Annotated in this window: 20 protein-coding genes; 7 read left to right on the top strand and 13 right to left on the bottom strand. The window is 68.0% G+C overall.

All coding sequences use genetic code 11. From position 1 onward, the window contains the following. The first annotated feature begins 32 nt into the window (after window positions 1-32). Window positions 33-1,667, top strand: coding sequence for a DEAD/DEAH box helicase (locus IPP98_11525; GenBank protein MBL0179740.1), 1,635 nt, complete (start codon window positions 33-35; stop codon window positions 1,665-1,667). Here the strand turns inward: IPP98_11525 and IPP98_11520 are convergent. Next, window positions 1,664-2,566, bottom strand: coding sequence for a hypothetical protein (locus IPP98_11520; GenBank protein ID MBL0179739.1), 903 nt, complete (start codon window positions 2,564-2,566; stop codon window positions 1,664-1,666). The two genes, IPP98_11525 and IPP98_11520, sit on opposite strands and share 4 nt — an antisense overlap. Next, the gene (locus IPP98_11515) at window positions 2,566-2,796 is read right to left on the bottom strand and encodes a hypothetical protein (protein ID MBL0179738.1); all 231 of its coding nucleotides are present in this window, start codon (window positions 2,794-2,796) and stop codon (window positions 2,566-2,568) included. Before IPP98_11515 ends, IPP98_11520 begins: the two co-directional genes overlap by 1 nt. Before the next feature lie 112 nt (window positions 2,797-2,908). On the opposite strand from IPP98_11515, the gene IPP98_11510 reads away from it, so the two are divergent. After that, the gene (locus IPP98_11510) at window positions 2,909-4,783 is read left to right on the top strand and encodes a Xaa-Pro dipeptidyl-peptidase (protein ID MBL0179737.1); all 1,875 of its coding nucleotides are present in this window, start codon (window positions 2,909-2,911) and stop codon (window positions 4,781-4,783) included. A 15-nt stretch (window positions 4,784-4,798) separates the two neighbouring features. Here the strand turns inward: IPP98_11510 and IPP98_11505 are convergent, their stop codons facing one another. Next, on the bottom strand, window positions 4,799-6,934 hold the full coding sequence (locus IPP98_11505) for a PBP1A family penicillin-binding protein (protein MBL0179736.1): 2,136 nt from the start codon (window positions 6,932-6,934) through the stop codon (window positions 4,799-4,801). A 238-nt stretch (window positions 6,935-7,172) separates the two neighbouring features. Between IPP98_11505 and IPP98_11500 the strand changes: the two genes are divergently transcribed. Together IPP98_11500 and IPP98_11495 are read left to right on the top strand one after the other, a co-directional pair. Next, the gene (locus tag IPP98_11500; GenBank protein ID MBL0179735.1) at window positions 7,173-8,288 is read left to right on the top strand and encodes an exo-alpha-sialidase; all 1,116 of its coding nucleotides are present in this window, start codon (window positions 7,173-7,175) and stop codon (window positions 8,286-8,288) included. Then, window positions 8,285-8,581 carry a MoaD/ThiS family protein gene (locus IPP98_11495; protein ID MBL0179734.1) on the top strand — a complete coding sequence of 99 codons (297 nt, stop codon included), beginning with the start codon at window positions 8,285-8,287 and terminating at the stop codon, window positions 8,579-8,581. The genes IPP98_11500 and IPP98_11495 overlap by 4 nt, the downstream gene beginning before the upstream one ends. Here the strand turns inward: IPP98_11495 and IPP98_11490 are convergent. The 4 genes from IPP98_11490 to IPP98_11475 form a co-directional block, all read right to left on the bottom strand. Beyond that, window positions 8,553-9,425 (bottom strand): NAD(P)-dependent oxidoreductase, encoded by an 873-nt coding sequence (locus IPP98_11490; GenBank protein ID MBL0179733.1) that lies wholly within the window; start codon window positions 9,423-9,425, stop codon window positions 8,553-8,555. The two genes, IPP98_11495 and IPP98_11490, sit on opposite strands and share 29 nt — an antisense overlap. 164 nt (window positions 9,426-9,589) lie before the next feature. Beyond that, window positions 9,590-10,468, bottom strand: a complete 879-nt coding sequence (locus IPP98_11485) for a phosphoribulokinase (protein ID MBL0179732.1) — start codon at window positions 10,466-10,468, stop codon at window positions 9,590-9,592. 6 nt (window positions 10,469-10,474) lie between these two features. Beyond that, a complete protein-coding gene (locus IPP98_11480; GenBank protein MBL0179731.1) occupies window positions 10,475-11,530 on the bottom strand; it encodes a fructose-1,6-bisphosphatase in 1,056 nt (351 codons plus the stop codon). A gap of 3 nt (window positions 11,531-11,533) precedes the next feature. Beyond that, window positions 11,534-12,913, bottom strand: a complete 1,380-nt coding sequence (locus IPP98_11475) for a ribulose-bisphosphate carboxylase (protein ID MBL0179730.1) — start codon at window positions 12,911-12,913, stop codon at window positions 11,534-11,536. Between the two features lie 239 nt (window positions 12,914-13,152). On the opposite strand from IPP98_11475, the gene IPP98_11470 reads away from it, so the two are divergent. Together IPP98_11470 and IPP98_11465 are read left to right on the top strand one after the other, a co-directional pair. Continuing rightward, window positions 13,153-13,341 (top strand): hypothetical protein, encoded by a 189-nt coding sequence (locus tag IPP98_11470; protein MBL0179729.1) that lies wholly within the window; start codon window positions 13,153-13,155, stop codon window positions 13,339-13,341. Window positions 13,342-13,344: 3 nt separating this feature from the next. Beyond that, entirely contained in the window at window positions 13,345-14,355 is a 1,011-nt protein-coding gene (locus tag IPP98_11465; GenBank protein ID MBL0179728.1) for a radical SAM protein, read from the top strand. 206 nt (window positions 14,356-14,561) lie between these two features. On the opposite strand, the gene IPP98_11460 is transcribed toward IPP98_11465, so the two are convergent. The 4 genes from IPP98_11460 to IPP98_11445 form a co-directional block, all read right to left on the bottom strand. Next, the gene (locus tag IPP98_11460) at window positions 14,562-15,584 is read right to left on the bottom strand and encodes a M20/M25/M40 family metallo-hydrolase (protein ID MBL0179727.1); all 1,023 of its coding nucleotides are present in this window, start codon (window positions 15,582-15,584) and stop codon (window positions 14,562-14,564) included. Beyond that, window positions 15,581-16,570, bottom strand: a complete 990-nt coding sequence (locus IPP98_11455) for a hypothetical protein (protein ID MBL0179726.1) — start codon at window positions 16,568-16,570, stop codon at window positions 15,581-15,583. Before IPP98_11455 ends, IPP98_11460 begins: the two co-directional genes overlap by 4 nt. Before the next feature lie 64 nt (window positions 16,571-16,634). Further along, entirely contained in the window at window positions 16,635-17,957 is a 1,323-nt protein-coding gene (locus IPP98_11450) for an MFS transporter (GenBank protein ID MBL0179725.1), read from the bottom strand. After that, a complete protein-coding gene (locus tag IPP98_11445; protein MBL0179724.1) occupies window positions 17,954-19,180 on the bottom strand; it encodes a 1-acyl-sn-glycerol-3-phosphate acyltransferase in 1,227 nt (408 codons plus the stop codon). Before IPP98_11445 ends, IPP98_11450 begins: the two co-directional genes overlap by 4 nt. A 247-nt stretch (window positions 19,181-19,427) precedes the next feature. Between IPP98_11445 and IPP98_11440 the strand changes: the two genes are divergently transcribed. Next, window positions 19,428-20,570, top strand: a complete 1,143-nt coding sequence (locus IPP98_11440) for a hypothetical protein (protein MBL0179723.1) — start codon at window positions 19,428-19,430, stop codon at window positions 20,568-20,570. A 113-nt stretch (window positions 20,571-20,683) separates the two neighbouring features. On the opposite strand, the gene IPP98_11435 is transcribed toward IPP98_11440, so the two are convergent. Together IPP98_11435 and IPP98_11430 are read right to left on the bottom strand one after the other, a co-directional pair. Then, window positions 20,684-21,151 (bottom strand): DinB family protein, encoded by a 468-nt coding sequence (locus IPP98_11435; GenBank protein ID MBL0179722.1) that lies wholly within the window; start codon window positions 21,149-21,151, stop codon window positions 20,684-20,686. A 175-nt stretch (window positions 21,152-21,326) separates the two neighbouring features. After that, complete coding sequence (locus tag IPP98_11430; protein ID MBL0179721.1) at window positions 21,327-22,274, bottom strand: NAD(P)H-quinone oxidoreductase; 948 nt, start codon at window positions 22,272-22,274, stop codon at window positions 21,327-21,329. Window positions 22,275-22,279 lie beyond the last annotated feature (5 nt).

The following is a 22,279-nucleotide window of genomic DNA, read 5'->3' as shown; positions in this document are numbered from 1 at the left end:
GGCGCCCGCGGTCCCGGGGACTATCTTTGGCAATGACGACTTTCAAGGACCTCGGCCTCTCCGCTTCGCTGGTCGAGGCACTGACCACCCTCGGCTACGAAGAGCCGACCCCGATTCAGGCGGAATCGATTCCCGCCCTGCTGGCCGGGCGCGATCTCCTCGGCCAGGCGGCCACCGGCACCGGCAAGACCGCCGCCTTTGCCTTGCCCCTGTTGCAGCGGCTCGCCAGCACCCCGCCGGTCGCCAACCGTCCGGCACTGCTGGTGCTGGTGCCGACCCGCGAACTCGCCATGCAGGTGGCCGAGGCGTTCCACCGCTACGGCAAGGCGCTCGGCACCTCGGTGGTGCCGATCTATGGCGGCCAGGCCTTCGACCAGCAGATCCGCATCCTCCGCCGCGGCGTGCACGTCGTCGCGGCCACGCCTGGCCGCGCACTCGACCATATCCGTCGCGGCACGCTCGACCTGGGCGGGTTGACGGCCGTGGTGCTCGACGAAGCGGACGAGATGCTGGACATGGGCTTCGCCGACGAGCTTGAGTCGATTCTCGACGCCGCACCAGCGGTGCGTCAGACCGCGCTCTTCTCGGCCACGCTGCCGCCGCGCATCGCGAAGATCGCGGAGCGCCACCTCAGCAATCCGCTGCGGGTGAATGTGGCCCGCACCGAGCCGTTGGCCGGTGAAGCCCCGAAAGTCCGGCAGACCGCGTACCTCGTGGCCCGGCCGCAGAAGATTGCCGCGCTGGGGCGCATCCTCGACCTCGAGGCGCCGACGCTGGCGCTGGTCTTCTGCCGCACGCGCACCGAAGTCGATTCGCTGCACGAAACACTCGGCGGCCACGGCTACCGCGCCGAGGCGCTCCATGGCGGCATGACGCAGGAGGCGCGCGACCGGGTGATGAAGCGGACGCGCAGCGGTGCCGTCGACCTGCTCGTCGCGACCGACGTCGCCGCGCGTGGCCTCGACATCGACCAGCTCTCGCACGTCGTCAACTTCAACGTCCCCGAGTCGCCGGCGGCGTACGTCCACCGCATCGGCCGCACCGGGCGCGCCGGACGCGAGGGGGTGGCGATCACGCTGGTCGAACCGCGCGAGCATCGTCTCCTCCGCAACATCGAGGCATCGACGCGGCAGCGTGTCACGATGGCGCAGTTGCCGACCTTCCTCGATGTGCAGGCCAAGCGGATCGGGCTGACGGCCACCTCGATCAGCGAGGCGATCGTCGCCGGCGAGAGCGAGGCGTACCGCGTGGTGGTGGAGAGCCTGAGCGAAAACCACGACCTGATGGAGATCGCGATGGCGGCGATCCAGCTGGCGCACGAGCGCGGACCTGGCGCCGGGTCGAAGGAAGACCAGGCGATGGACCTGACGCCGCCCACGCCCCCGAAGGGGATGCCGCGCGAGAAGCGCGCGAAGGCGGCCGGGATGTCGCGGATCTACATCGGTGCCGGACGGAAGCAGAACCTGCGTCCCGCCGACCTGGTTGGCGCGATCGTGAACGAGGCGAAGATGCCGGCCGCCGAGATCGGCGCGATCGAAATCACCGATCGCTTCTCGCTGGTGGAAGTGCCGGAGGAGCGGATCATCGACGTGATCGCCGCGCTCCGCGCCAGCACCATCAAGGGGAAGAAGCTGACGGTGCGGCGCGACCTGGCCGGCGGACGCTAGCGCCGCACGCTCTTCGCGAACTCCAGCACGGCGCGCGTCGCATTGAAGTTGCGCGACGTGCGCCCCCACCCATCCGGATTCGGCGGGCTGCTCTGCCCCGGCCATGAGTGGCCCGCCCCGCTGATCAGCACCCGCGACACCGACGTGCCGTCGTCGCAGCCCGAATAGCTGCGCCTGGTGGCACGCGTGCCGTCCTGGGCCGTGTCCGGGAGCACGGTCGTCTGCACCCCTCCGCAACCATTCCGCGCGGCCCAGAACTCCAGTCCGCTGTCGAGCGACAGCAGTGCCGCGTTCCCGGCCGACGGGAAGTCGGCGTCGTCGCCGCCGAGGATGTACATCGCCGACACGCGGCTCGGCGGATCGCAGGTCGCCGCCATGGGGCGGAGCAACATCCCCGCCACGGCGACGAAGCCGACGATCGCATCGGAAGCCTCGCAGGCGAGCCGCTGCACGAACATCGCCCCGTTCGACATTCCGACCGCAACGATCTTGGTTCGGTCGACCACGTGGTCGGCCGTCACCTGCGCAATGACGGCGCGAACGTAGTCGAGGTCGCGGACCTGGAAGAGTTCCTCCGCTTCTCCGGTGACATCCCAGCTGCTGTAATACGACTCGGGGTACACCACGATCGCGCCGGCCGCATCCGCGGCGGTGCTGAGACCGGTGACCCGCTCCAGCGTCTCGGAGGTCTGGCCGTAGCCGTGGAAGGCGAGGATCAGCGGCGCCTTCGGCCCCTTCGCCGGATGGTCGGGAATGTGCAGTCGATACCAACGGCGCACCGGCCCGACCTGCACCGATTCGTAGCTGTCGGCGACCTGGTACGTGGCGCTGGTGCCGGTGTCGCTGCAGGCGACCAGGAGGAACAACGCCGCGAGGAAGGCAGGGCGAGGGCGATGCATCAGCGCTCCGGTGGGGGCAACAGGGTCTGTTCGGCGGCATCGAGTCGATCGCTCAGGCGCGCCAGCCGATCCTCCACGCCATCGAGCGCGTCCACCCGATCGGCCACATCCTCGAGGATCGCAAGTTCGAGCGCCTCGCGCTCGCGACGGCGGTTCACCACGACGATCGCCACGCCGACGCCCACGGTGATGAGCCCGCTGAGACCGGCCCAGAGCAACAGCTGCAGCATCAGCGACCCCCCGTGGCTCCGGATGACATCAGCAAAATCTCCCCTATCTTATCTCCGTCGGACCTCTCGCCGTAAGAATCCTGTTCGGCCCACGTTTCGCCCGGTGACGCCCATGTCCCCTCGCCCCGCCCGCTGCCGCGCTGCCGCGCTCCTCGCCGCGACGCTCGCCCTCGCCCCCAATCTCGCCGCCCAGCAGGCGAAGACCGTTCCGGTCTTCATCGGGGGGCAGGCACAGATCGTCCCCGGTTTCGCGGACACCACCCAGTGGATTCGCCAGACCCTCTGGGTCGAGACCGAGTTCGATTCGGACGGCGACGGGAAGCGCGACCGGATGTTCGTCGACGTGACGCGGCAGCGCCAGACCGAGACGGAAGGGCTCAAGGTCCCGGTGATCTACGAGTCGTCGCCCTACTACTCGCGCACGTCGGGAGCGCGGCAGTTTCTCTGGGACGTGAAGCAGGAGGTCGGCGCGACGCCGCCCAAGCGGACCTCGCAGCCCCAGATCGAGTACGTGCCGAGCAAGCCGATGATCTCGCCGTCGTTCGTGCGTACGTGGGTCCCCCGCGGCTTCGCGGTGGTCCACTCCGAGGCGCCGGGGACCGGCCTCTCGCAAGGGTGTGTCACCGTCGGTGGGCCGCCTGAGGCACTGGCACCGAAGGCGGTGATCGATTGGCTCAACGGCCGCGCCAAGGGCTTCACCACGCCGACGGGCACCGACGAGGTCCGCGCCACCTGGACCACCGGCAAGGTCGGGATGACCGGCACCTCGTACAACGGCACCATCCCCGTGGCGGCCGCGACGACCGGGGTCGAGGGACTCGAAGCGATCATTCCGGTCGCACCCAATACCTCCTACTGGCATTACTACCGCTCGCACGGCCTGGTGCGCCACCCCGGCGGCTGGCTCGGCGAGGACATCGACTTCCTCTATGACTTCGTCAACAGCGGCAACCCGGCGACGCGCCCCTACTGCAATGCCACCTATCGCGACGGGATGATGGCCACCGGCCGTGATCGCACCACCGGCGACAACAACGAATTCTGGGCCAATCGCGACCTGCGCACCAAGGCCGGCACGATCCGCGCGGCGACGCTGATGGCGCACGCCTTCAACGACTGGAACGTCGTGCCGGAACACAGCCAGCGCATCGTCGAGGTGCTCAAGGCCAACAAGGTGCCGCTCCAGCAGTACTACCATCAGGGCGGCCACGGCGGCGAACCGCCGATGGTGCTGATGAACCGCTGGTTCACGCGCTATCTCTTCGGCATCGACAACGGCGTCGAGCGCGACCCGAAGGCGTTCATCGTGCGCGAAGGCGCGTCGATGCAGGCGCCGACACCGTACCGCGACTTCCCGAATCCCGACGCCAAGGCGGTGACGCTGGGGCTCGGTCGGGGCGGCAAGACGGCGGGCACGCTCGCCATGCAGCCCGGCGGCGGGCAGGGCCGCGAGACGCTCGTCGACAACGTCGAATTCAGCGGTGGGGTGTTGGCCAAGGCGGCAGATTCGCCCAATCGGTTGATCTATGCCACGCCGATCCTGAGCGAAGCGGTCCACCTCTCGGGGACGACGCAGGTGCGCATCCGCATGGCGCTGAACAAGCCGGCGGGCAATCTCTCGGTGTGGATGGTGTCGTTGCCGTGGACGGAGGCGCCGACGGCGCTCACGTCACTCATCACGCGGGGCTGGGCCGATCCGCAGAACTGGAAGCAGTTGACGACGGGTGGCGACTATCACAGTCTGGAGCACGGGACGCCGCTGGTGCCCGGTCAATTCGTCGACCTGACCTTCGACCTCGAACCGGACGATCAGGTCATCCCGGCCGGCAAGCGGATCGCGGTGATGATCATGTCGAGCGATCGCGACTTCACGCTCTGGCCGGCAGCGGGCACCGAACTGACCGTCGACCTCGATCACACCAGCGTGACGATCCCGGTGGTCGGCGGCAAGAAGGCCCTCGACCGCGCCCTCAGGGCGAGCCGGTAGGTCCTCCAGCCGCGGTCAGTGCCGCCCGCGCCGTTGCTCGAAGCCCCGCGCGATCAACGCTTCGAGCAGCCGTGCGGCGCGGTGCTGCAAGGCGTCGCGCACCTCATCCAGCCCCGGCATCTCCGGGACGTCGATGTAGAGGCAGTCGTGTTCGCTCGGCTCCGTCCCTTCGAGGAAATACTCGGTGGTGCCGCAGCCGTCGCTCCATTCACCGGGTGTGGCGCCCACATGCCCTTCGGTGATGCCCTCCGGCCGCTCGAATTCGTCGGGGTCACGCTCCGAGAAGGCCGCCTCGAGAAAATCGCCCGCGATCGGGAGCGCGGCGCCGGCGCCGGTGGTGTGGAGTGACCGACCATCATCGTAGCCGACCCAGACGCCAACCACGAGATTCGGGGCGTAGGCCACGAACCAGGCATCCTTCCAGTCGCTCGACGTGCCGGTCTTGCCGGCGAGCCCGCTGGCGTTGATCCGCTCCTGCAGGCTCGCCCCGGTCCCATGATCGACCACGCCCTGCAACGCGGACGTGACCAGCCATGCGGTGGCCGGATCGGCCACGTGGGTCACTGACGCGGCGTTCGCCGACGCCGGCACATCACCGCGCTTGGTCGTGCTGAGCACCATCCGCGTCGCGGCGAGCGAACCGCCAGTGGCAAGGACGCCGTAGGCGCGCACCAATTCCAGCAGCGACACCTCCGCGCTGCCGAGCGCGAGACTCGGCACCAGGGGCATCGGTGAGGCGATGCCGAGTTCCTTCGCGGTGGCGGCGATCTTCGCTGGCCCCACTTCCAGCCCGATCCGCACGAACGGCACATTCAGCGACTGCTCCATCGCCGTGCGCACCGTCACCGGGCCGCGGAAGTCGCCGTCGTAGTTGCTGGGCTGCCACATGCCGCGCGGCGTCTTCAGCGAGAGCGGAGTGTCGTCGACGAGCGAGGCGAGGGTGAAGGCCGGCGCCTCGTCGCCGCGCCGCCCCAGGGCGGCCAGCGCCACGATCGGCTTGAAGGCGCTTCCCGGTTGGCGGCGCGCGTCGGTGGCCCGATTGTACTGCGACAGCGCATAGTCGCGGCCGCCCACGAGGGCGAGCACTTCCCCGGTCCGCGGATCGATCGCCACCAGCGCCGCCTCGACCCCGGGCAGCGGAAGCCGCGACACGCCGCGCCGGACGGCCCGCTGCGCAGCCTGTTGCAATCGGGCGTCGAGCGTCGTGTAGACCGCCCCACCACGCGGCGGCAACGATCTCGGCAACGCCGCAAGCGCCGCATCGCGGAAGTAGCGACCATCGACCACCTGGCTGACCGAGGAGGGCCGGGTGACGATGCGGCTCCCCTGCGCTCGCTCCTTGGCTGCCTCCGAGATGCGTCCCTGCTCCGCCATCAGCCCGAGCACAAGGTTTCGACGATCGCGCGCCGCATCTGCGTGCCGCGTCGGCGTATGACGATTGGGCGCGTGGATCATCCCGGCAAGCAGGGCCGATTCCGCCAGCGAGAGCTTGCGAACGTCCTTGCCGAAGTAGGCGCGCGCCGCGGCGCCCACGCCATGGATGGCCCGGCTGCCATCCTGACCGAGATAGATCTCGTTGAGGTACGCCTCGAGGATGGTCGCCTTGTCGTAGCGGAACTCCAGCACCATGGCGAACGCCAGCTCGCGCAGCTTGCGCCCGGGGGTGCGATTGGCCGAGAGGAAGAGATTCTTCGCCAGCTGTTGCGTGATGGTGCTGCCGCCCTGCGCGATCCCGCCCGCCTTCACGTTGGCGAGAAAGGCACCGCCGATGCGCCGCAGGTCGACCCCGTCGTGCTCGTAGAAGCGCTGATCTTCGACCGCGAGCACCGCCTGAACCAGCGCCGGGGGGACCGAAGCGAGGCGCACCGGAATCCGTGCCTCGAGGGCGGTGCCTTCCAGCGGTGCGATCAGCGAGGGCGATGACGCCGAGCCTTCCTCGACGCCCCAGGCGACGGGACGGGAGTAGAGCGCGGTCGGCAATCGGCTCTCCGGAGGGCCGAGATGCGCTCGGACCACCGCCTCGGTGCCGAAGACGAGGGTGCCCAACGCCATGCCGACCGCCACCGTCGCGCCGATTCGTCGGACCGTGAGGTACGGACGAAGGGCGAGGGCACGATCACGGAGCCGCTGGACGAACTCCTGCGTGGTCATCTTGAGGACTCGGGGGAAAGCGACATGGGAACTGACGTTGGGGGGCTCGGGTTAGTTTCTGGTTGAAACACTTGAAACGTTGCCGGCAGGGAGTCGTTAGTCGTTAGTCGTTGGTCGTTAGGCGTTAGGGGTCGTTGGTCATAGGTCACCCCTCACCCCTTACCGATTCCCGAATCGCGTCTCACGTTTCACCTTTCACGTCACTGGTCACTGTTCACCCACCTTCCGGACATCCCCCATGAGTCGCGTGCGCGTGCTGGTCGGCACCAAGAAGGGCGCCTTCATCCTCACCTCCGATGGTGCGCGCAAGCGCTGGGAGGTCTCGCAGCCCCACTTTCCGGGCTGGGAGCTCTACCACCTCAAGGGATCGCCGCTGAATCCCGACCGCATCTATGCCTCGCAGAGCAGCGGCTGGTTCGGTCAGCTGATTCAGCGGTCGGACGACGGCGGCGTGACGTGGAATCCGGTGGGCAATGAATTCGCCTACGCCGGAGTGACGGGGACGCACCAGTGGTATGACGGCACGCCGCATCCGTGGGAGTTCAAGCGGATCTGGCACCTCGAGCCGTCGCTCACCGAGGCCGACACCGTCTATGCGGGGGCCGAGGACGCCGCGATGTTCCGCTCGACCGATGGCGGCACGAGCTGGCACGAGCTGGCGGGGCTCCGCGGCTGTGGTTCGGGCGAACAGTGGGCGCCTGGCGCCGGCGGAATGGGACTGCACACGATCCTCCTCCATCCCACCGATCCCCAGCGCATCTTCGTGGCCATCTCGGCGGCGGGCGCCTTTCGGACCGACGACGGCGGTACGACCTGGAAGCCGATCAATCGTGGTTTGAGCTCCAAGTACATCCCCGATCCGACCGCCGAGGTCGGCCACTGCGTGCACCGGATCGCGCTGCACCCGTCGCGGCCCGACACGCTCTTCATGCAGAAGCACTGGGACGTGATGCGCAGCGATGACGCCGGGGAGAACTGGCACGAGATCAGCGGCAATCTCCCCACCGACTTCGGCTTCCCGATCGACGTGCACGCCCATGAGCCGGAGACGATCTACGTGGTCCCGATCAAGAGCGACGGCGAGCATTACCCGCTCGAAGGGAAGCTGCGTGTCTATCGCAGCCGCACCGGCGGCCACGAGTGGGAGGCGCTCACCAAGGGACTGCCGCAGCAGGATTGCTACGTCAACGTGCTTCGCGATGCGATGGCGGTGGACACGCTGGACGATTGCGGAGTGTACTTCGGCACCACCGGTGGCCAGGTCTACGCCTCGACCAATGGGGGCGACAGCTGGGAAGCGATCGTGCGCGATCTCCCGGCCGTGCTCTCGGTCGAAGTGCAGACGCTGCCGTGATCCGCGTGATTCTTCCCGCTCCGCTGCTGGCGCTGGCGCGCATCGACGGGGAGCTCGCCTTGCCGATTGACGCCCCGGTCACGCAACGCCGAGTGCTCGACGCGGTGGAGGCGCGCTATCCGATGCTGCGCGGCACGATGCGCGACCACGCGACGCAACGTCGCCGGCCGTTCATCCGCTTCCATGCCTGCGAGCGGGACCTGTCGAATGAACTCCCCGACACGCCGCTCCCCGACGCGGTCGCGTCGGGAGGCGAACCCTTCCTCATCGTGGGGGCGATGTCCGGGGGATGATCGCATCGCGGCCAAGCGCCGCGAGATCCTCGTGCCCGTATCCCTGGGCAATCAGGACATCCATGCGCGCCGCGATCCCCGGCAACGAGGTGAGCGGCGCGTCGCCTGCCGTCTCCAGCATCAGCTGCACATCCTTCCGGGCCATGGTCAGCTCGAAGCCCGGAGCATACTTCGCCTCGGCCATCGACTTGCCCCTGCCCGCCACGATGTTGGCGGCGTTGAAGTACTCCTGGAGCTTGGCGAGCACGTCGGTCGGCGCCACGTCACCGCCGCGCGCCACGCTGTAGGTATCCGCCATCAACGCCGTGATGCCAAGGATCAGTGCGTTGCCGCAGAGTTTGTAGACGGCGGCCAGGTCGGGACGCTCGCCGAAGTAGTCCACCTTGGTCGCCTGTGCCGCGAGGGCCGTGGCCACGGCATCGTAGAGCGCCTGCGGCCCCGACACCATGATGGTCCCGGTGCCCTGACGCGCTGCCGCCGGCCCGATAAAGACCGGACAATGGAGGTAGTGCACGCCTTCCGCGTTCAGCCGCACCGAACGCTCGGCCGTCTTGGCCGGGAGCGTCGTCGAGTGATCGATGATGATCGCCGACGGCGCCAGCCCGGGCCGCAACGCGGCGATGACCGACTCGACCACGGCATCATCGGGCAACACGAGATGCACCCGCTCGGCGCCACGCACCGCGTCGGCCGGGGTCGCGGCCACCGTCGCGCCGAAGGCGGCCAGTGCCTGCGCCTTCGACTCGGTTCGATTCCAGACGGTCACCTGATCGCCGCGCGACAAGGCGGCCTCGACGAAGCCGCTGCCGAGGAGACCGGTGCCGAGGTAGGAGATCTGGGGCATGGCGGAGGACTCCGGTGGAGGGCGTGAGACGTCAGACGTGAGACGTCAGGCGTGAAACGTGAAACGTGAGAGGTGAAACGTACCCCACTCGCGGACACGTTTCACCTCTCACGTCTTACGGGTCACGGGTCACTGGTCACTGGTCACCGTTCACCGTTCGCCGTTCACCCTCCCTGCAACGTCCGCCGCCGCTCCACGAACCGCATCACCATCGGCGTGAAGATCAATTGCATCGCCAGCTCCATCTTGCCGCCCGGCACCACCAGCGTGTTGGCGCGCGACATGAACGAATCGTGCAGCATGCTCAGGAGGTAGGGGAAGTCGATGCCTCGCGGATTCGCAAACCGGATCACCACCAGCGATTCATCCGCGGTCGGGATCGTCCGGGCAATGAACGGATTCGACGTGTCCACCACCGGCACGCGCTGGAAGTTGATGTGCGTGTGAGTGAACTGTGGCACGATGTAGTGCACGTAGTCGTGCATGCGCCGCAGGATCACGTCGGTCACGGCCTCGGTCGAGTAGCCGCGGGTGCTCTTGTCGCGGTGGATTTTCTGAATCCACTCGAGATTGACGACCGGCACGACCCCGATCAGCAGGTCGGCGTGGTGGGCGATGTTCACGGTCGGCGTGACCACCGCCCCATGCAGCCCCTCGTAGAACAGCAACTCGCTCTCCGGCAGCGGCTCCCAGGCCGTGAACGTGCCGGGAGATTGCTGGTACGGCGCCGCCTCCTCGGGCGAGTGCAGGTACTTCCGCGCCGTCCCCGTCCCCGTCTCGGCGTAATCGGCAAAGAGCCGCTCGAGTTCAGCGAAGAGGTTGGCTTCCTCACCGAAGTGGGAGAAGTGCCGCACGCCCTTCGCCTCCGCGTCGGCCATCTTCGCCTTCATCTCGAGGCGGTCATACCGATGGAAGGCATCGCCCTCGACCACGGCGGCGCGGACCGCCTCGCGACGGAAGATGTTCTCGAAGGTGCGAGTGACCGAGGTGGTGCCGGCGCCGCTGCTGCCGGTAATCGAGATGATCGGATGTCTGGCGGACATGGGAACTCACCCTGGGGAGGAGAAGAGGCCGCGATGGCCGAAGAGGGAGGAGTCGTACGACTCCCCAGGAGGCGCCGCGTGGTAGCGCGCAATGCGCTCGACCTCGAGGCGCGACCCACAGTAGAGCGGCGTCGTTTGGCGGAGCGCGCCAGGTACCACCTCGACCACTCGGCCATGACCAGTGTCGGCGCACCCGCCCGCCTGCTCCATCAGAAACGCAATCGGATTGGCCTCGTCGAGCAGCCTGGGCGAGGTTGCCGTCGTGGAATCGCCGTTTCCCCCTGGCGCGAGGAAGACGCCGCCGCGCATCAGGATCCGGTGTACCTCGGTGACCAGCGAGGCAATCCACCGCACCCGAAAGTCTGCCCCGCGCGGACCCGCGTGGCCGGCGAGGCACTCGTCGACATAGCGCTTGACCGGGACACCCCAGTGGCGACTCTGCCCCGGATCGATGGCGAAGTCGCCGGTCGCATCAGGAATCGTGATGCCCGGATGCGACAGCACCCATTCCCCAAGCTGCGGGTCGAGCGTGAAGCCATGCGTGCCGTGGCCGAGCGTCAAGACCAGCATCGTCGCCGGGCCGTAGATCGCATATCCGGCGCAGACCTGACGCTGCCCGGCCTGGAGGAACTCCTCAGCCGCGGGATCGGCGTTGGGTGTCGGCGCGCGCAGGATCGAGAAGATCGACCCGACCGGCACGTTGACCCGTGCGTTGGCCGCCCCTTCGAGCGGATTGAACACCAGCAGGTATTTCCCGCGCGGAGTACCGGCCGGGAGGTGGTACACGCCGTCCTCCGCCCCGCTCACGAGCCCCGCGGAATGGCCGCCCCAGTTCGTGGCCCGGACGAAGAGTTCGTGGCAGGCGGCCTGCAGTGGGGCGCCGCTTGGCGCCGTGGTGGCGAGCAACTCACCCAGCGAGCCGTACGCCACCTTCTTGGCGATGCCCTTGCAGGCCAGCGAGATGTCGGTGATCAGCGCATTCAGCTCACCGGTGGCACCGGGCACACGACGGCGTGCCTCGATGAGGAACTTGGTGAGCGTCGACTTGCCGCCGGTCGGCATGGCTCAGCGCCCCACGCCGAGCGTCTGTCGCCAGGTCGGAAAGAGCCGGTCGGCGTCGCCGGGGAACGACTCAAAGGCTCGCGCCAATTCGTGGTGCGTCCGCGCATATTCGAGCAGCGACACCCCGGCCTTCCAGGCGTCATACGCCTGACGCATCGAGCGTGCGCCGGCCGCTGGCGAATCGAGGTGCCCATACGAGCCGCCGCCCGCGGTCGTGATCACGTTGCCGTGGCCGAGGTTCTCGAAGAAGCCGGCCATCCGCACCGCGTTCATGCCGCCGGAGATGATCGGCGTCGTGGGCTTCATGCCGTACCAGCGCTGGTGGTAGGCCGGTCCCTGAAATTCATCGCGTTCGATGATGTAGGCGATGTCCCGGTCGTCCGCGGTGCCTTCCATCTTGCCGAACGACATCGTCCCGACGTGCACACCCGAAGCCCCTTGCAGCCGGCTCATCTTGGCCAGGACATAGGAGTCGTAGCCGCGCTTCGACTGCGGCGATGTCACCATGCCGTGGCCGGCGCGGTGGTAATGCAAATACTGGTTGGGATACTGCCGACGCGCCGTGGTGATCATGCCGGGTCCGCCGACGAAGCCGTCCACCAGGAAGGCCACCTTGTCGGCATCGGGCCCGAAGGTCTCGAGAATGAAGTCGGCCCGGGCGCACATCTCGTAGTGATCGTCCGCGGTGATGTTGGCCGAGAAGAGCTTCGGCTGACCGGTCTCGTCCATCGCCCGACGCATCGCGTCCGCCACCAGCGGGATCGTCTGGCGCATCGGCGAGAAGACCTGGTTCCCCTGCGGTTCGTCGTTCTTGATGAAGTCGCCGCCCAGCCAGAATTCGTAGGCCGCCGTCGCGAACGGCTGCGGCCGCAGGCCGAGCTTCGGCTTGATGATCGTGCCGACGATGAAGCCGCCGTCCTTGACCGGGCGTCCGAGAATGCGCCACAAGTCGGAGATGTCCTTCGACGGTCCGTCGAAGAGCTGGATCGCGCGTTCGGGCACGTAGAAGTCGTAGATCTTGCCGTACTCGATGTCGCCCATCCCCTGGTTGTTGCCGATCGCCAGGGTGAGGAACGAGACCAGCATCATCCGGCCATCGGTGATGTTGCGGTCGAAGAGGGCCAGCGGATAGGCGATCCGCATCTCCTCGGTGGCCTCGTCGATGTGATACACCAGTGCGTCGACGCCGCGCGTGAAGTCATCGGTGGTGGCCACCTCGACGTTCGTCCCCGTCGAGGATTCTGCCGCGAAATGGGCAGCCGCAGTGAGGTAGGGGTGCCCTGCCTTCGGCTTCATCTTGTACGCCACGAGAATGTGCTGGCCGCCGGCGACGAGGTCTGCCTCGCGGAGGCTGAGATCGGCATATCGACTGGATTGATCCATCCGGACACCTCGACGAGAAAATGGAAAGACCGGACCTCGCCCTCAGCATCGAGCGAGGGTGAGTCATCTGCTGACGGGTCGTTTTCCAATGTATGGTTGAGGATTCAAGATGAGAACTGGGAATTAAAAGCTCCCCATTCGAGCCTTAAATACGATATCTTAACTCCCCATTTGACGAATTTCAACTTCGGCGTATATTCGGTACACCAAGCCGAATAAACACCGAAGCTGAGGCCGTCATGAATCTCCCACTCGCCACCGTCGTCCGGGGCGCCCTGGCCCCCACCACCTTCCAGCCGCTCCCCGCCGCCGAGACGACGCGGGCCGACTCGACCCTCCCCGCCAGCTGTCCCGAGTGTCAGGGGCCGATCGCGCGAAGTGCCCGGTGTCAGACCTGCGTGGCATGCGGCTGGAGTCGGTGCGTCTGAGGCATGGTGCAACATTTCACCGCCCTCGGCACCCGCGGCACCACCACCCGCTACCTCTCCCTCGATGCGCGAGGCATCCTCAATCCACCCGCCGCCACCGGGATGCGGTTCTGGTCGCTGAATCCGTACGTCGGCTGTGAATTCGGCTGCGCGTACTGCTACGCCCGCGAGACGCACCGTTGGACGATCGACCGCGCCGCCAACCAGCGCCCACCGCTACCAGCCGCGCGCGAGGCGGCCACGCTCCCTTCGGCCCAAGCGTTCGAGCGGCGGATCCTCGTGAAGGAAGACGCCGCCGCCCTGCTCCGTCGCGACCTCCACCCGGCGCGCCTCGATGGGCTCCCGATCGTGATCGGTTCCGCGACCGATCCGTACCAGCCCGCTGAGCGGCGCTTCAAGCTGACGCGCGCGCTGCTCGAGGTCTTCGCCGAGTACCGTGGCCTCCACCTCACGATCATCACCAAGTCGGCGCTGGTGGCACGCGACGCGACGCTGCTCGCCGAGCTCGCGTTGCGCCATCGCGTCTCGATCCACATCTCGCTCGCCGCCCTCGATGCCGCCCTCCTGCGACAGCTCGAGCCACGTACGCCAACCCCGAAGGCGCGCCTCGGTGCCACGCGACGACTCGCAGACGCTGGCGTGCCCGTCGGGCTGCTGATCGCTCCGATCCTCCCCGGCCTCACCGACGACACCGTCACCCTCGGCACCCTGCTCGCCGCCGCCCGAGAGGCCGGCGCCAACTGGGCCGGCGGCGGACCGCTCCGCCTCGGGCCCGCCACCCGGCACACCCTCCTCCCCTGGCTGCTCCGCCATCGTCCGCTGCTGGCCCACCGCTATCGCGAGCACTACGGCGATCGCCGCGGTGTCACCAAGCCCTATGCCGATGCGCTCAACGCCCGCCTCCGCACCCTGATGGATCGCCTCGGCTACGACCCGCGCGAAGGGATGCGACGCGAAGAGGAGTTGCGGACGCCGAGCCCGGGAGCAGGGCAGCTTGCGCTGTTTGAGGGGTGAGGGGTGAGGGGTGAGGGGTGAGGGGTGAGGGGTGAGGGGTGAACGGTGAACGGTGAACGGTGAACGGTAAAACGTGAAAGGTGAAACGGTTCCCCTCGCGGGACACGTTTCACCTCTCACGTCTTACGACCATCGACCATCCATCATCCATCATCCATCATCCATCATCCATCATCCATCATCGACCATCGATCATCGATCATCGACTATCTCCGTACGCACATCCCATCCAACGCCGGCCGCTTGCTGACATTGCCCGCCGCCACCGCGACATCGCGAATCAGGTTGGCGATCCGCGAGTAGTGCGGATAGTCGATGTACTGCGGTTCGTCGGTGACCTGGTGGTAGTCGCCGTGCAGCCCGGTGAAGAAGAAGACGATCGGGATGCACTTCTCGGCGTAGCGCGCATGGTCGCTGCGGCCGTAGAGATTGTTGTAGCCCGGCCACTTGGTGACGCCGTTGACGAGCGTGCCGAGGGTCGGGTCGTCGAAGCGATCGTCGAGGACCAGCTTGCTGGCGCTGGTCTTGTTGGTGCTGTAGACCAGGTCACCGAACTCCTTTGAAAGCCGGTAGGCGCCAAGGATGCCGGTGTAGGTGTCGCCGCCACCGATCACGTCTTCGGCCCGACCGCGACCGATCATGTCGATGTTGATGTGTGCCGCGATCGAGTCGACCGGCACCGTCGGGTTCGACGAGAAGGCGCGCGACCCGAACATCCCCGCTTCTTCCGCGGCGTGCCAGACGAAGACGATCGAGCGCTTCGGCTTCACCTTCATCGCCTGGATGTTCTCGGCGATCTCGAGCAGCGCCATCGAACCCGAGCCGTCGTCATCGGCGCCGTTGTTGATCGAGTCGGGGCGCGCCGGGCGAACCTTCCGGAGCGAATCGACGTTGACCTTCGGCAGCGACGTCGCCTGATCAGGCGTCAACGGCAGGAGGTCGCCGCTCGCCATCGAGGCACGCAGACGGATCTGGGCCGCGACACGCAACGAGTCATGGTCCAGCCCACCCTGGCGATAACCGACATGGTCGTTGTGGGCGCCAATCACGACATACTGGTTCTTGAGCTTCGGGTCGGAGCCCGGGACGATCGCGACCACGTTGCGGCCGTAGTCGGTCCACTTCTCGGAGAAGTCGAGCTTGGCCGACACGGTCGCGCCCGTGGTGCCGAGCGGCAAGCCCGCCAGCACCTTGCCACCGAGCAGCTTCTCGGCCGCAGCAATCGTCACGCGAATGTTCGCGGCCGGAGCTTCCGTGCTCGGCGCAGCCCCGCGCAAGCCGCCCGCACCACCACGGCCACCCGCCGCGCCACGGCCACCCGCCGCCCCACCGGCGCCCGCGCGCGACCGGCACGTGCGATCGAGTCCGCGCGCGCAACCGAGTCATTCCAGGCGCGGATCGTCGCCGGCGTCATCCCGGCCGGCAACGTCCCGCCGATCACCTTGTCGCCACGCACCACGCCGAGCTGGCCCTTGGTGTTGACGATCACGTCGCCCGCCACGACGGTGGTCTTGGCATCGGCCGCCGAGTACGCTGCAGGCGGCTCGTTGATCATGGCGCGCGCAGCCGGGCTCAGCGGATCGAGGTCCGCCGTGATCACCGCCACGGCCCCCGCAAAGCGCGTGTTGCCACCGGCGGCACCGCCACCGAAGCCACCGCGCCCGCCAGGGCCACCGGCAATCGGCGACGCCGCGAGCGGACGGGCCGCCGCGAGGACGACGACCTTGCCGGCCGCCTGCGCCGCGCTGATCTGCTGCGCGGTGTCGCCGGCGATCCCGCCGTAGATCACCGTCGCGTTGTCGATCGACTTCGGCGCGCGCGCTCCCGGAACCGGGGCGAAGTCGACGCCGAAGCGCAGCATGGCGCCGCCGACCGTCATTGCCGACTGCTCGGTGAACTTCCGCTGCAGGTACGGCAGCACCTGGAAGTAGCCGCCGTTCTCACCAGCGGCCTTGATGCCGAGGCGCTTCAGTTCGCCCGCGATGTAGTTGGTGCCCTGCATGTTGCCCGGGCGTCCGACCTGGCGACCCATCATCGAGTCGTCGGCGAAGATGTAGAGGCGGGTCATCAGGTCGGCGACCGAGATTGCCGCAGCCGTCGGCTGCGGAGCGTGCTTCTCCGGGTAGCCATACTGGTTGACTTTGGCCTGCGCGGAAAGCGCAGCGGGAACGAGCAGGAGCGCCAACGAAGGCGCCGACCAACGTGTAATGGACACGCGAGTGCTCCAGTGAGAACGAGGAATCATCTGCGGGGGTACTACCTAGTGATACGGCGGATCATCAACCGGCGTTGACCGCATCGCTCTCGCGCGCCGCCGCGATCCCCTTCGCCTCGCTGACCGAGGCGAGGATCACGCCGCCGATCACGAAGAAGAGGATCACGGTCGCCACGCCCGCCCGCTGTGAGCCGAACTGCGTGGTCGCCAGGCCGAGCAGGAGCGGGCCCATGAACGCCGTCGCCTTCCCCGAGAAGGCGAAGAAGCCGAAGAACTCCGATTGATGCTTGCTCGGGACGAAGCGCGCCATCAGCGACCGCGACGCCGACTGGTTCGGCCCGACGAAGATGCCGATCAGGATGCCGGCGACCCAGAACCAATTCCGCGTCGGTGCCCACACCGCCAGCGCCGTCGCCAGCGTGAGCGCCACCAGCGACCAGAGCACCGTCCGCTTGCCACCGATCTTGTCGTCGACGAAGCCGAAGAGAAAGGCGCCCAGGCCGGAGGCCACGTTGAGCGCCACACCGAAGAGGATCACGTCGGCGAAGGTCATTCCGAACGTCCCCGCGGCGTAGATGCCACCGAAGGCGAATACCGTCACCAGGCCGTCGTTGAAGATCAGCCGCGCCACCAGGAAGCGGACGATCTCCCGGTACCGCGCAATGTCGCGCGCCGTCTGCCCGAGCTCGGCGATCGCGGCGCGCAGCGAGATCGTCGCGTTGGGAATCTGCTTCTCGGGCACATTGAGGAAGATTGGAATCGAGAAGACGAGGAACCAGCCGGCGGCGAGGAGGCTGGTGGCGCGGATGTTCCATCCCGCCTCCTTGCTCATCCCGAACCACGGCACCTCGGGCTGCACGAAGCCGACCAGCGCGATGGCGAGACAGACCAGGCCGCCGACGTAGCCGAGGCCCCAGCCGTAGCCGGAGACACGACCGATCCGCTCCGACGAGGCGATCGTCGGCAGGAAGGCGTTGTAGAAGACGTTGCCCGACTCGAAGGCCACTTCGGCGATGATGAACAGCGTCAGCGCGATCATCCCCGCGTTCGGCATCCCCGGTGCAACGAAGGCGAGTGCCACCGTCGCGGCGATGCAGATCGCCGTGGCGAGCGCGAGGAAGCGCTTGCGTGCCCCGCTCCGGTCGGCCGCGGCCCCGAGCAGCGGCGAGATCAACGCCGTCAGCAGCGCACTGATTGCCACACCGCGCGACCACCATGCCGTGCCGGTGACTTCGTCCGGCGCCATCGCCTTGGTGAAGTAGGTGGCGTAGATGAAGGTCACCACCAGTGTGGTGAATGCCGAGTTGGCCCAGTCATAGAGCGCCCACGACCAGATGACCTTGGGCGAATCCTGACCGTCCGGCGTGGCCACCGTGGCTGCGGTCATCGGGAACCTCGCGGGGGATGTTGCGTGAAGAGTTGGTCGAGGCGGCGACCGAGATGGTGCTGCGTCTGGCGGAGCGTCTCCACCAATCTACGGCGAGAGCGCAGCAACGCCCACCGGCGGACATCGGTCCAGGCGCCGTGCCACCGCTCGCGCACCAGCAGGCCGGCCAGGCCAATCACCGGCACCAGCAGGACCGTCACGGCAGCGAACCACCAGCCGAGCCACACTCCTGCGGCGATCGCCAGCGCCACCACCCACATGGCATAGAGCGCCGCGCCGATCAACAACTTCCAGCTGGATCGGGTGTCGCGCTCCAGCGTGAAGCGATCGACCACCACGCCGGTGAGCTGGTACGGCACCACGAAGAGCAGCCAGCCGACGACGGCCACCGCGATCCACGGTGGCAACAGCAGCGGGATGCGCAGCGTGGCCCATCCCACCGCCGTCCGCCCCGCCGTGTCGAGCCCGAGATCGGCCGGCCGCAGACCGAGCCGCGTGAGTCGTCGCACGTGCGCAGTCACCTCACGCGCCAGTGCCTCCGTCGTCGCCTCCGGCTCGGCGCGCACCTCCGCGAGGATCCGCGTCGTCGCGGCCAGCCGGGCGATGCGCTCCGCCGGTTCCGGCACCGCCCGCTGCTCCGCCTCCCAGATCTCCATCGCGCCATCGACCAGCGGCGCGTCCTCCCACTGGGCCAGGTTGAGCGTCTGCTGCCGGATCGCCGCGTCGATGCGCTCGGTCAGTTCGCGCACCGCGTCGGCATCGCGCACTCCGCGTGCGGCGAGGTCCTCCCACGCGATCGGCTCGCCCACCAGCGCGAGCCCCTCGGAGCGGAAGATCTCCTTCTCGCGGAAGACCAGGCCCACCGCGATGATCGGGAAGGCCCCGCCGATCATCGGGGCCGCGCCGAGCGCGATGCGCGCCGCCCCGGTCTTGAGCGGGGTGATCGACGGCTCGCTGTGCGAGATCCCCTCGGGAAAGAGCCCGACCGCATCACCCGCCGCGAGTGCCGCATGCACCGCGTCGAACATCGTCGCGTTGCGCGCCAGCTTGGTCGGATCATCGCTCGCGCGGTAGACCGGAATCGCCCGCCCGAGCTTCACGAGCCACGCCGTCTTCGGGTCATCCCACAGCGGTGCCTTCGCCAGGAAGCGCACCGGGCGCCCTGCCGCCGTCAGCACCACCATCGGATCGAGCAGCGAATTGGGATGATTGGCCACCAGCAACACCGGCCCCTGACGAGGGACCGTGCCACCGGCGATCCGGAGGCGGTAGTAGGTGGTGACGAGGAGGGGGGCGAGGATGCTGAGTCCTTAGTCGTTAGTCGTTGGTCGTTAGGGTCGTAAGTCGAAAGTCCAGAGAATAGCGGTCCCGGCCGCGCCGTGACGCACCTTCGACCTATGACCTATGACCTAATGACTAACGACCAACGCCTAACGACCATCGCTTTCGGTGTATATTCGGTATCCCAATATGCGCACCATCCTCTTCGTCGATCCGCCCGCCTTCTGTACCACCCTCGAGGTGCTCCGCGACCCGCAGTTGCGGCGGCGGCCCATGGCCATCGCTCCACTGGCAGCCGACCGGGCGGTGGTGCAAGCAGTCAGCGCCGAGGCGCGGCTGGCCGGGATCGCGCCGGGGATGGCAGTGGCGCTGGCCAGGCGGATCTGCCCCGACCTGATCGTCCGGCCGCCCACCCCGGGCCGTTATGCCAAGGCGCACGCGGCGCTGCACACGATCCTGGCCGAAGTGGCGCCGGTGATCGAGCCGCGCGGATGGGGGCATGCCTATCTCGACCTCACCGGCACCGAGCGACTCTTCGGCCCGGCCGTCGAGGTGGCGCGTCGGATCGAGCGGACGGTGCGCGAGCGCCTCTCGTTGCCGCTGGCCGTCGGCGTGGCGATCAACAAGTTGGTGAGCGAGAGTGCGGCGACGGTGGTGAAGCGCGAGGCCGGTGCCGACATCTGGGCGGTGGCCGCGGGCTACGAGGCCGCCTTCCTCGCCCCGGAGCCGGTGGGGTTGCTGCCGGAGGTGCCGGAGCTGGTGCGGCGTCGGCTCGACGACTATCACCTCGAGCGGATCGGCGAGGTGGCAGCGATCGGCGAGACACCGCTGCGCGTGGCCTTCGGGGCGGCGGGCGGGACGCTGCATCGGCACGCGCACGGCATCGATCCGCGCCCGGTCCTCTCCCCCGAAGTGCAGGCGGCACTCCGGCTCACACACGAACTCGCCACCGACACCAACGACCGTCAGGCGCTGGCCGCCATCCTCCGGCCACTCGCCGAAGAGATTGGCCGGCGGTTGCGTGCCCGCCGGTTGATGGCCGGACGCCTGCTGGTCACGGTCCGTCACGCCGACGACACCATCGCCGAACGTGCCATCGGCGTCGATGCCTCACCGCTCGACAGCGACCTCTGGCGCGCCGCCTGCCGCGCCCTCGATGCCGCCCTCACCCGACGCATCGCCGTGCGCAGCCTGGTCCTCACGGCAACCAACCTGCACGACGGCGGCGGACAACTCGAACTGTGGCCGAGCGAGGAGCTCTGTGCCGCGCCGAAGGCGGCGGCACTGCAGCGGGCGCTGGACCGAGTGAAACGAGTGACGAGTGACGAGTGACCAGGAAGTGAGTGGGTGCGTGGTCGCAATCGGGTCTCCGTTCACCTTCACGTCTTACGACCACGACCACGCCCGACCTACGACCTACGACCTACGACCGCTAACGACTCCCCTCAGGCGTACGGCATCGGCGGCACCTTCCCGAGCAGCCGCGCATACACCGCCAACGAACCCCGATGATGCGCCGTGTGATCGACGATCGCGCTGATCACCGCCATCCGCGGGGCGCCGTCGAGGATCGGATCATTGGGGATCGCCTCGAGCAACGTCGCATCGGAAGCGGAGCCCACGACGGAAATGGCACGCGAGAAGGCGCGGTCGAGCATCTCCCGCGCCTCGGCCAGCGTGCGCGGCGTCTTGGCGCGCGCGATCGACGCCTCGAAGTCCATGTCCCATCCCTTGCCCAACGCCCCGTCGACGAACCAGTCGAGCGTGTCGGCGGCGTGCGCCACCTGCCCGGCCACCGTGTACATCTCGGCGGTCGGCGAATAGCCGGCATCGGCCTCCTCGAAGATCGAGGTGGTGGTGCCGAAGAACTTGCGGGTGGACTCCAGCTGCGCAACGAGACCTGGGGCGAGCATGACGACTCCGGGGCGGAAACGGGGAGGTTGATTCGGTGTTTGTTCGGGAAATCTGTGGTACAGGACGGGAGGTGTCAACGGGGGTAAGTCGTGAGACGTGAGACGTGAGACGGGTCCCACGTCGGCGCACGTTTCACGTTTCACGGGTCACGGGTCACTGGTCACTGGTCACTGGTCACCAGGCCAGCACCACCTTCCCGAAGGTGCCGTTGCCGGCCAGCAGATCGTAGCCGCGCGCGGCCTCGGTCATCGGCACCACGGCCTCGACCAGGGGCGTCAGTGCGCCGCCGGCGAGATGCGGCAACACCTCCGCCGCGAAGCGCGCCATGAGGACCCGCCGCTCCGCGGCACCGCGGTTGCGCATCGCCGTCCCGATGATGGAGAGGCGTTTGCGCAACACGACGCCGAGGTCGATGGTCGTCTCGCTTCCCGTCATCGTCCCCAGCACCACCAACCGGCCGAGCGGCGCGAGCAGGCCGAGGTTGGCGGCGAGGGCCTTCGCACCAAGGGTGTCGATGATCAACTGGACCGGCGCGCCGACGGCCGTGGGCCAGTCCTCGTCGGTGGTGAGCACGCCGTGGTGCAGTCCGAGCGCGATGCACCGCTCGAGCTTCTCAGGCGTGCGCGACGTGCCGACCATCGTGATGCCGAGGAGTGGCGCGAACTGCAGCGCGGCGGTGCCGACCCCGCTGCCGATCGCGTGCATGAGCACGCGGTCACCTCGCTCCGCTCGACCGCGCACCACCAGCGCATCCCACGCCGTGAGGAAGGCCTCGGGGACGGCGGCCGCCTCGACGTCGCGGAGTCGATCGGGGACTCGGATCGCCTCCGCCTCGTGGATGGTGAGTTGCTCCACCATCGCACCGCCGCCGACGAGGCCCATCACCCGATCGCCGATGGCGAAGCGGGTGACACCCTCGCCGAGCGCCGTGACGACGCCGGCGTATTCGAGCCCGGGGACGTCCGTGGGCCACCCTGGCGGCGCGGGGTAGCGGCCGAGACGTTGCAACAGGTCGGCCCGATTGAGCCCGGCCGCGCGCACGGATACCAGCAACTCGCCCTCGTCGGGGCGCGGTGCGGGGCGCTCGACGAGGGCAAGATCGGGAAGGAGGACGGCTCGCATGGAGG

Source organism: Gemmatimonadota bacterium (genome assembly GCA_016720805.1).
Lineage (GTDB): Bacteria > Gemmatimonadota > Gemmatimonadetes > Gemmatimonadales > GWC2-71-9 > Palsa-1233.
Note: the sequence above shows the minus strand (reverse complement) of the source record. Positions and strands in the feature narration are given on the sequence as shown.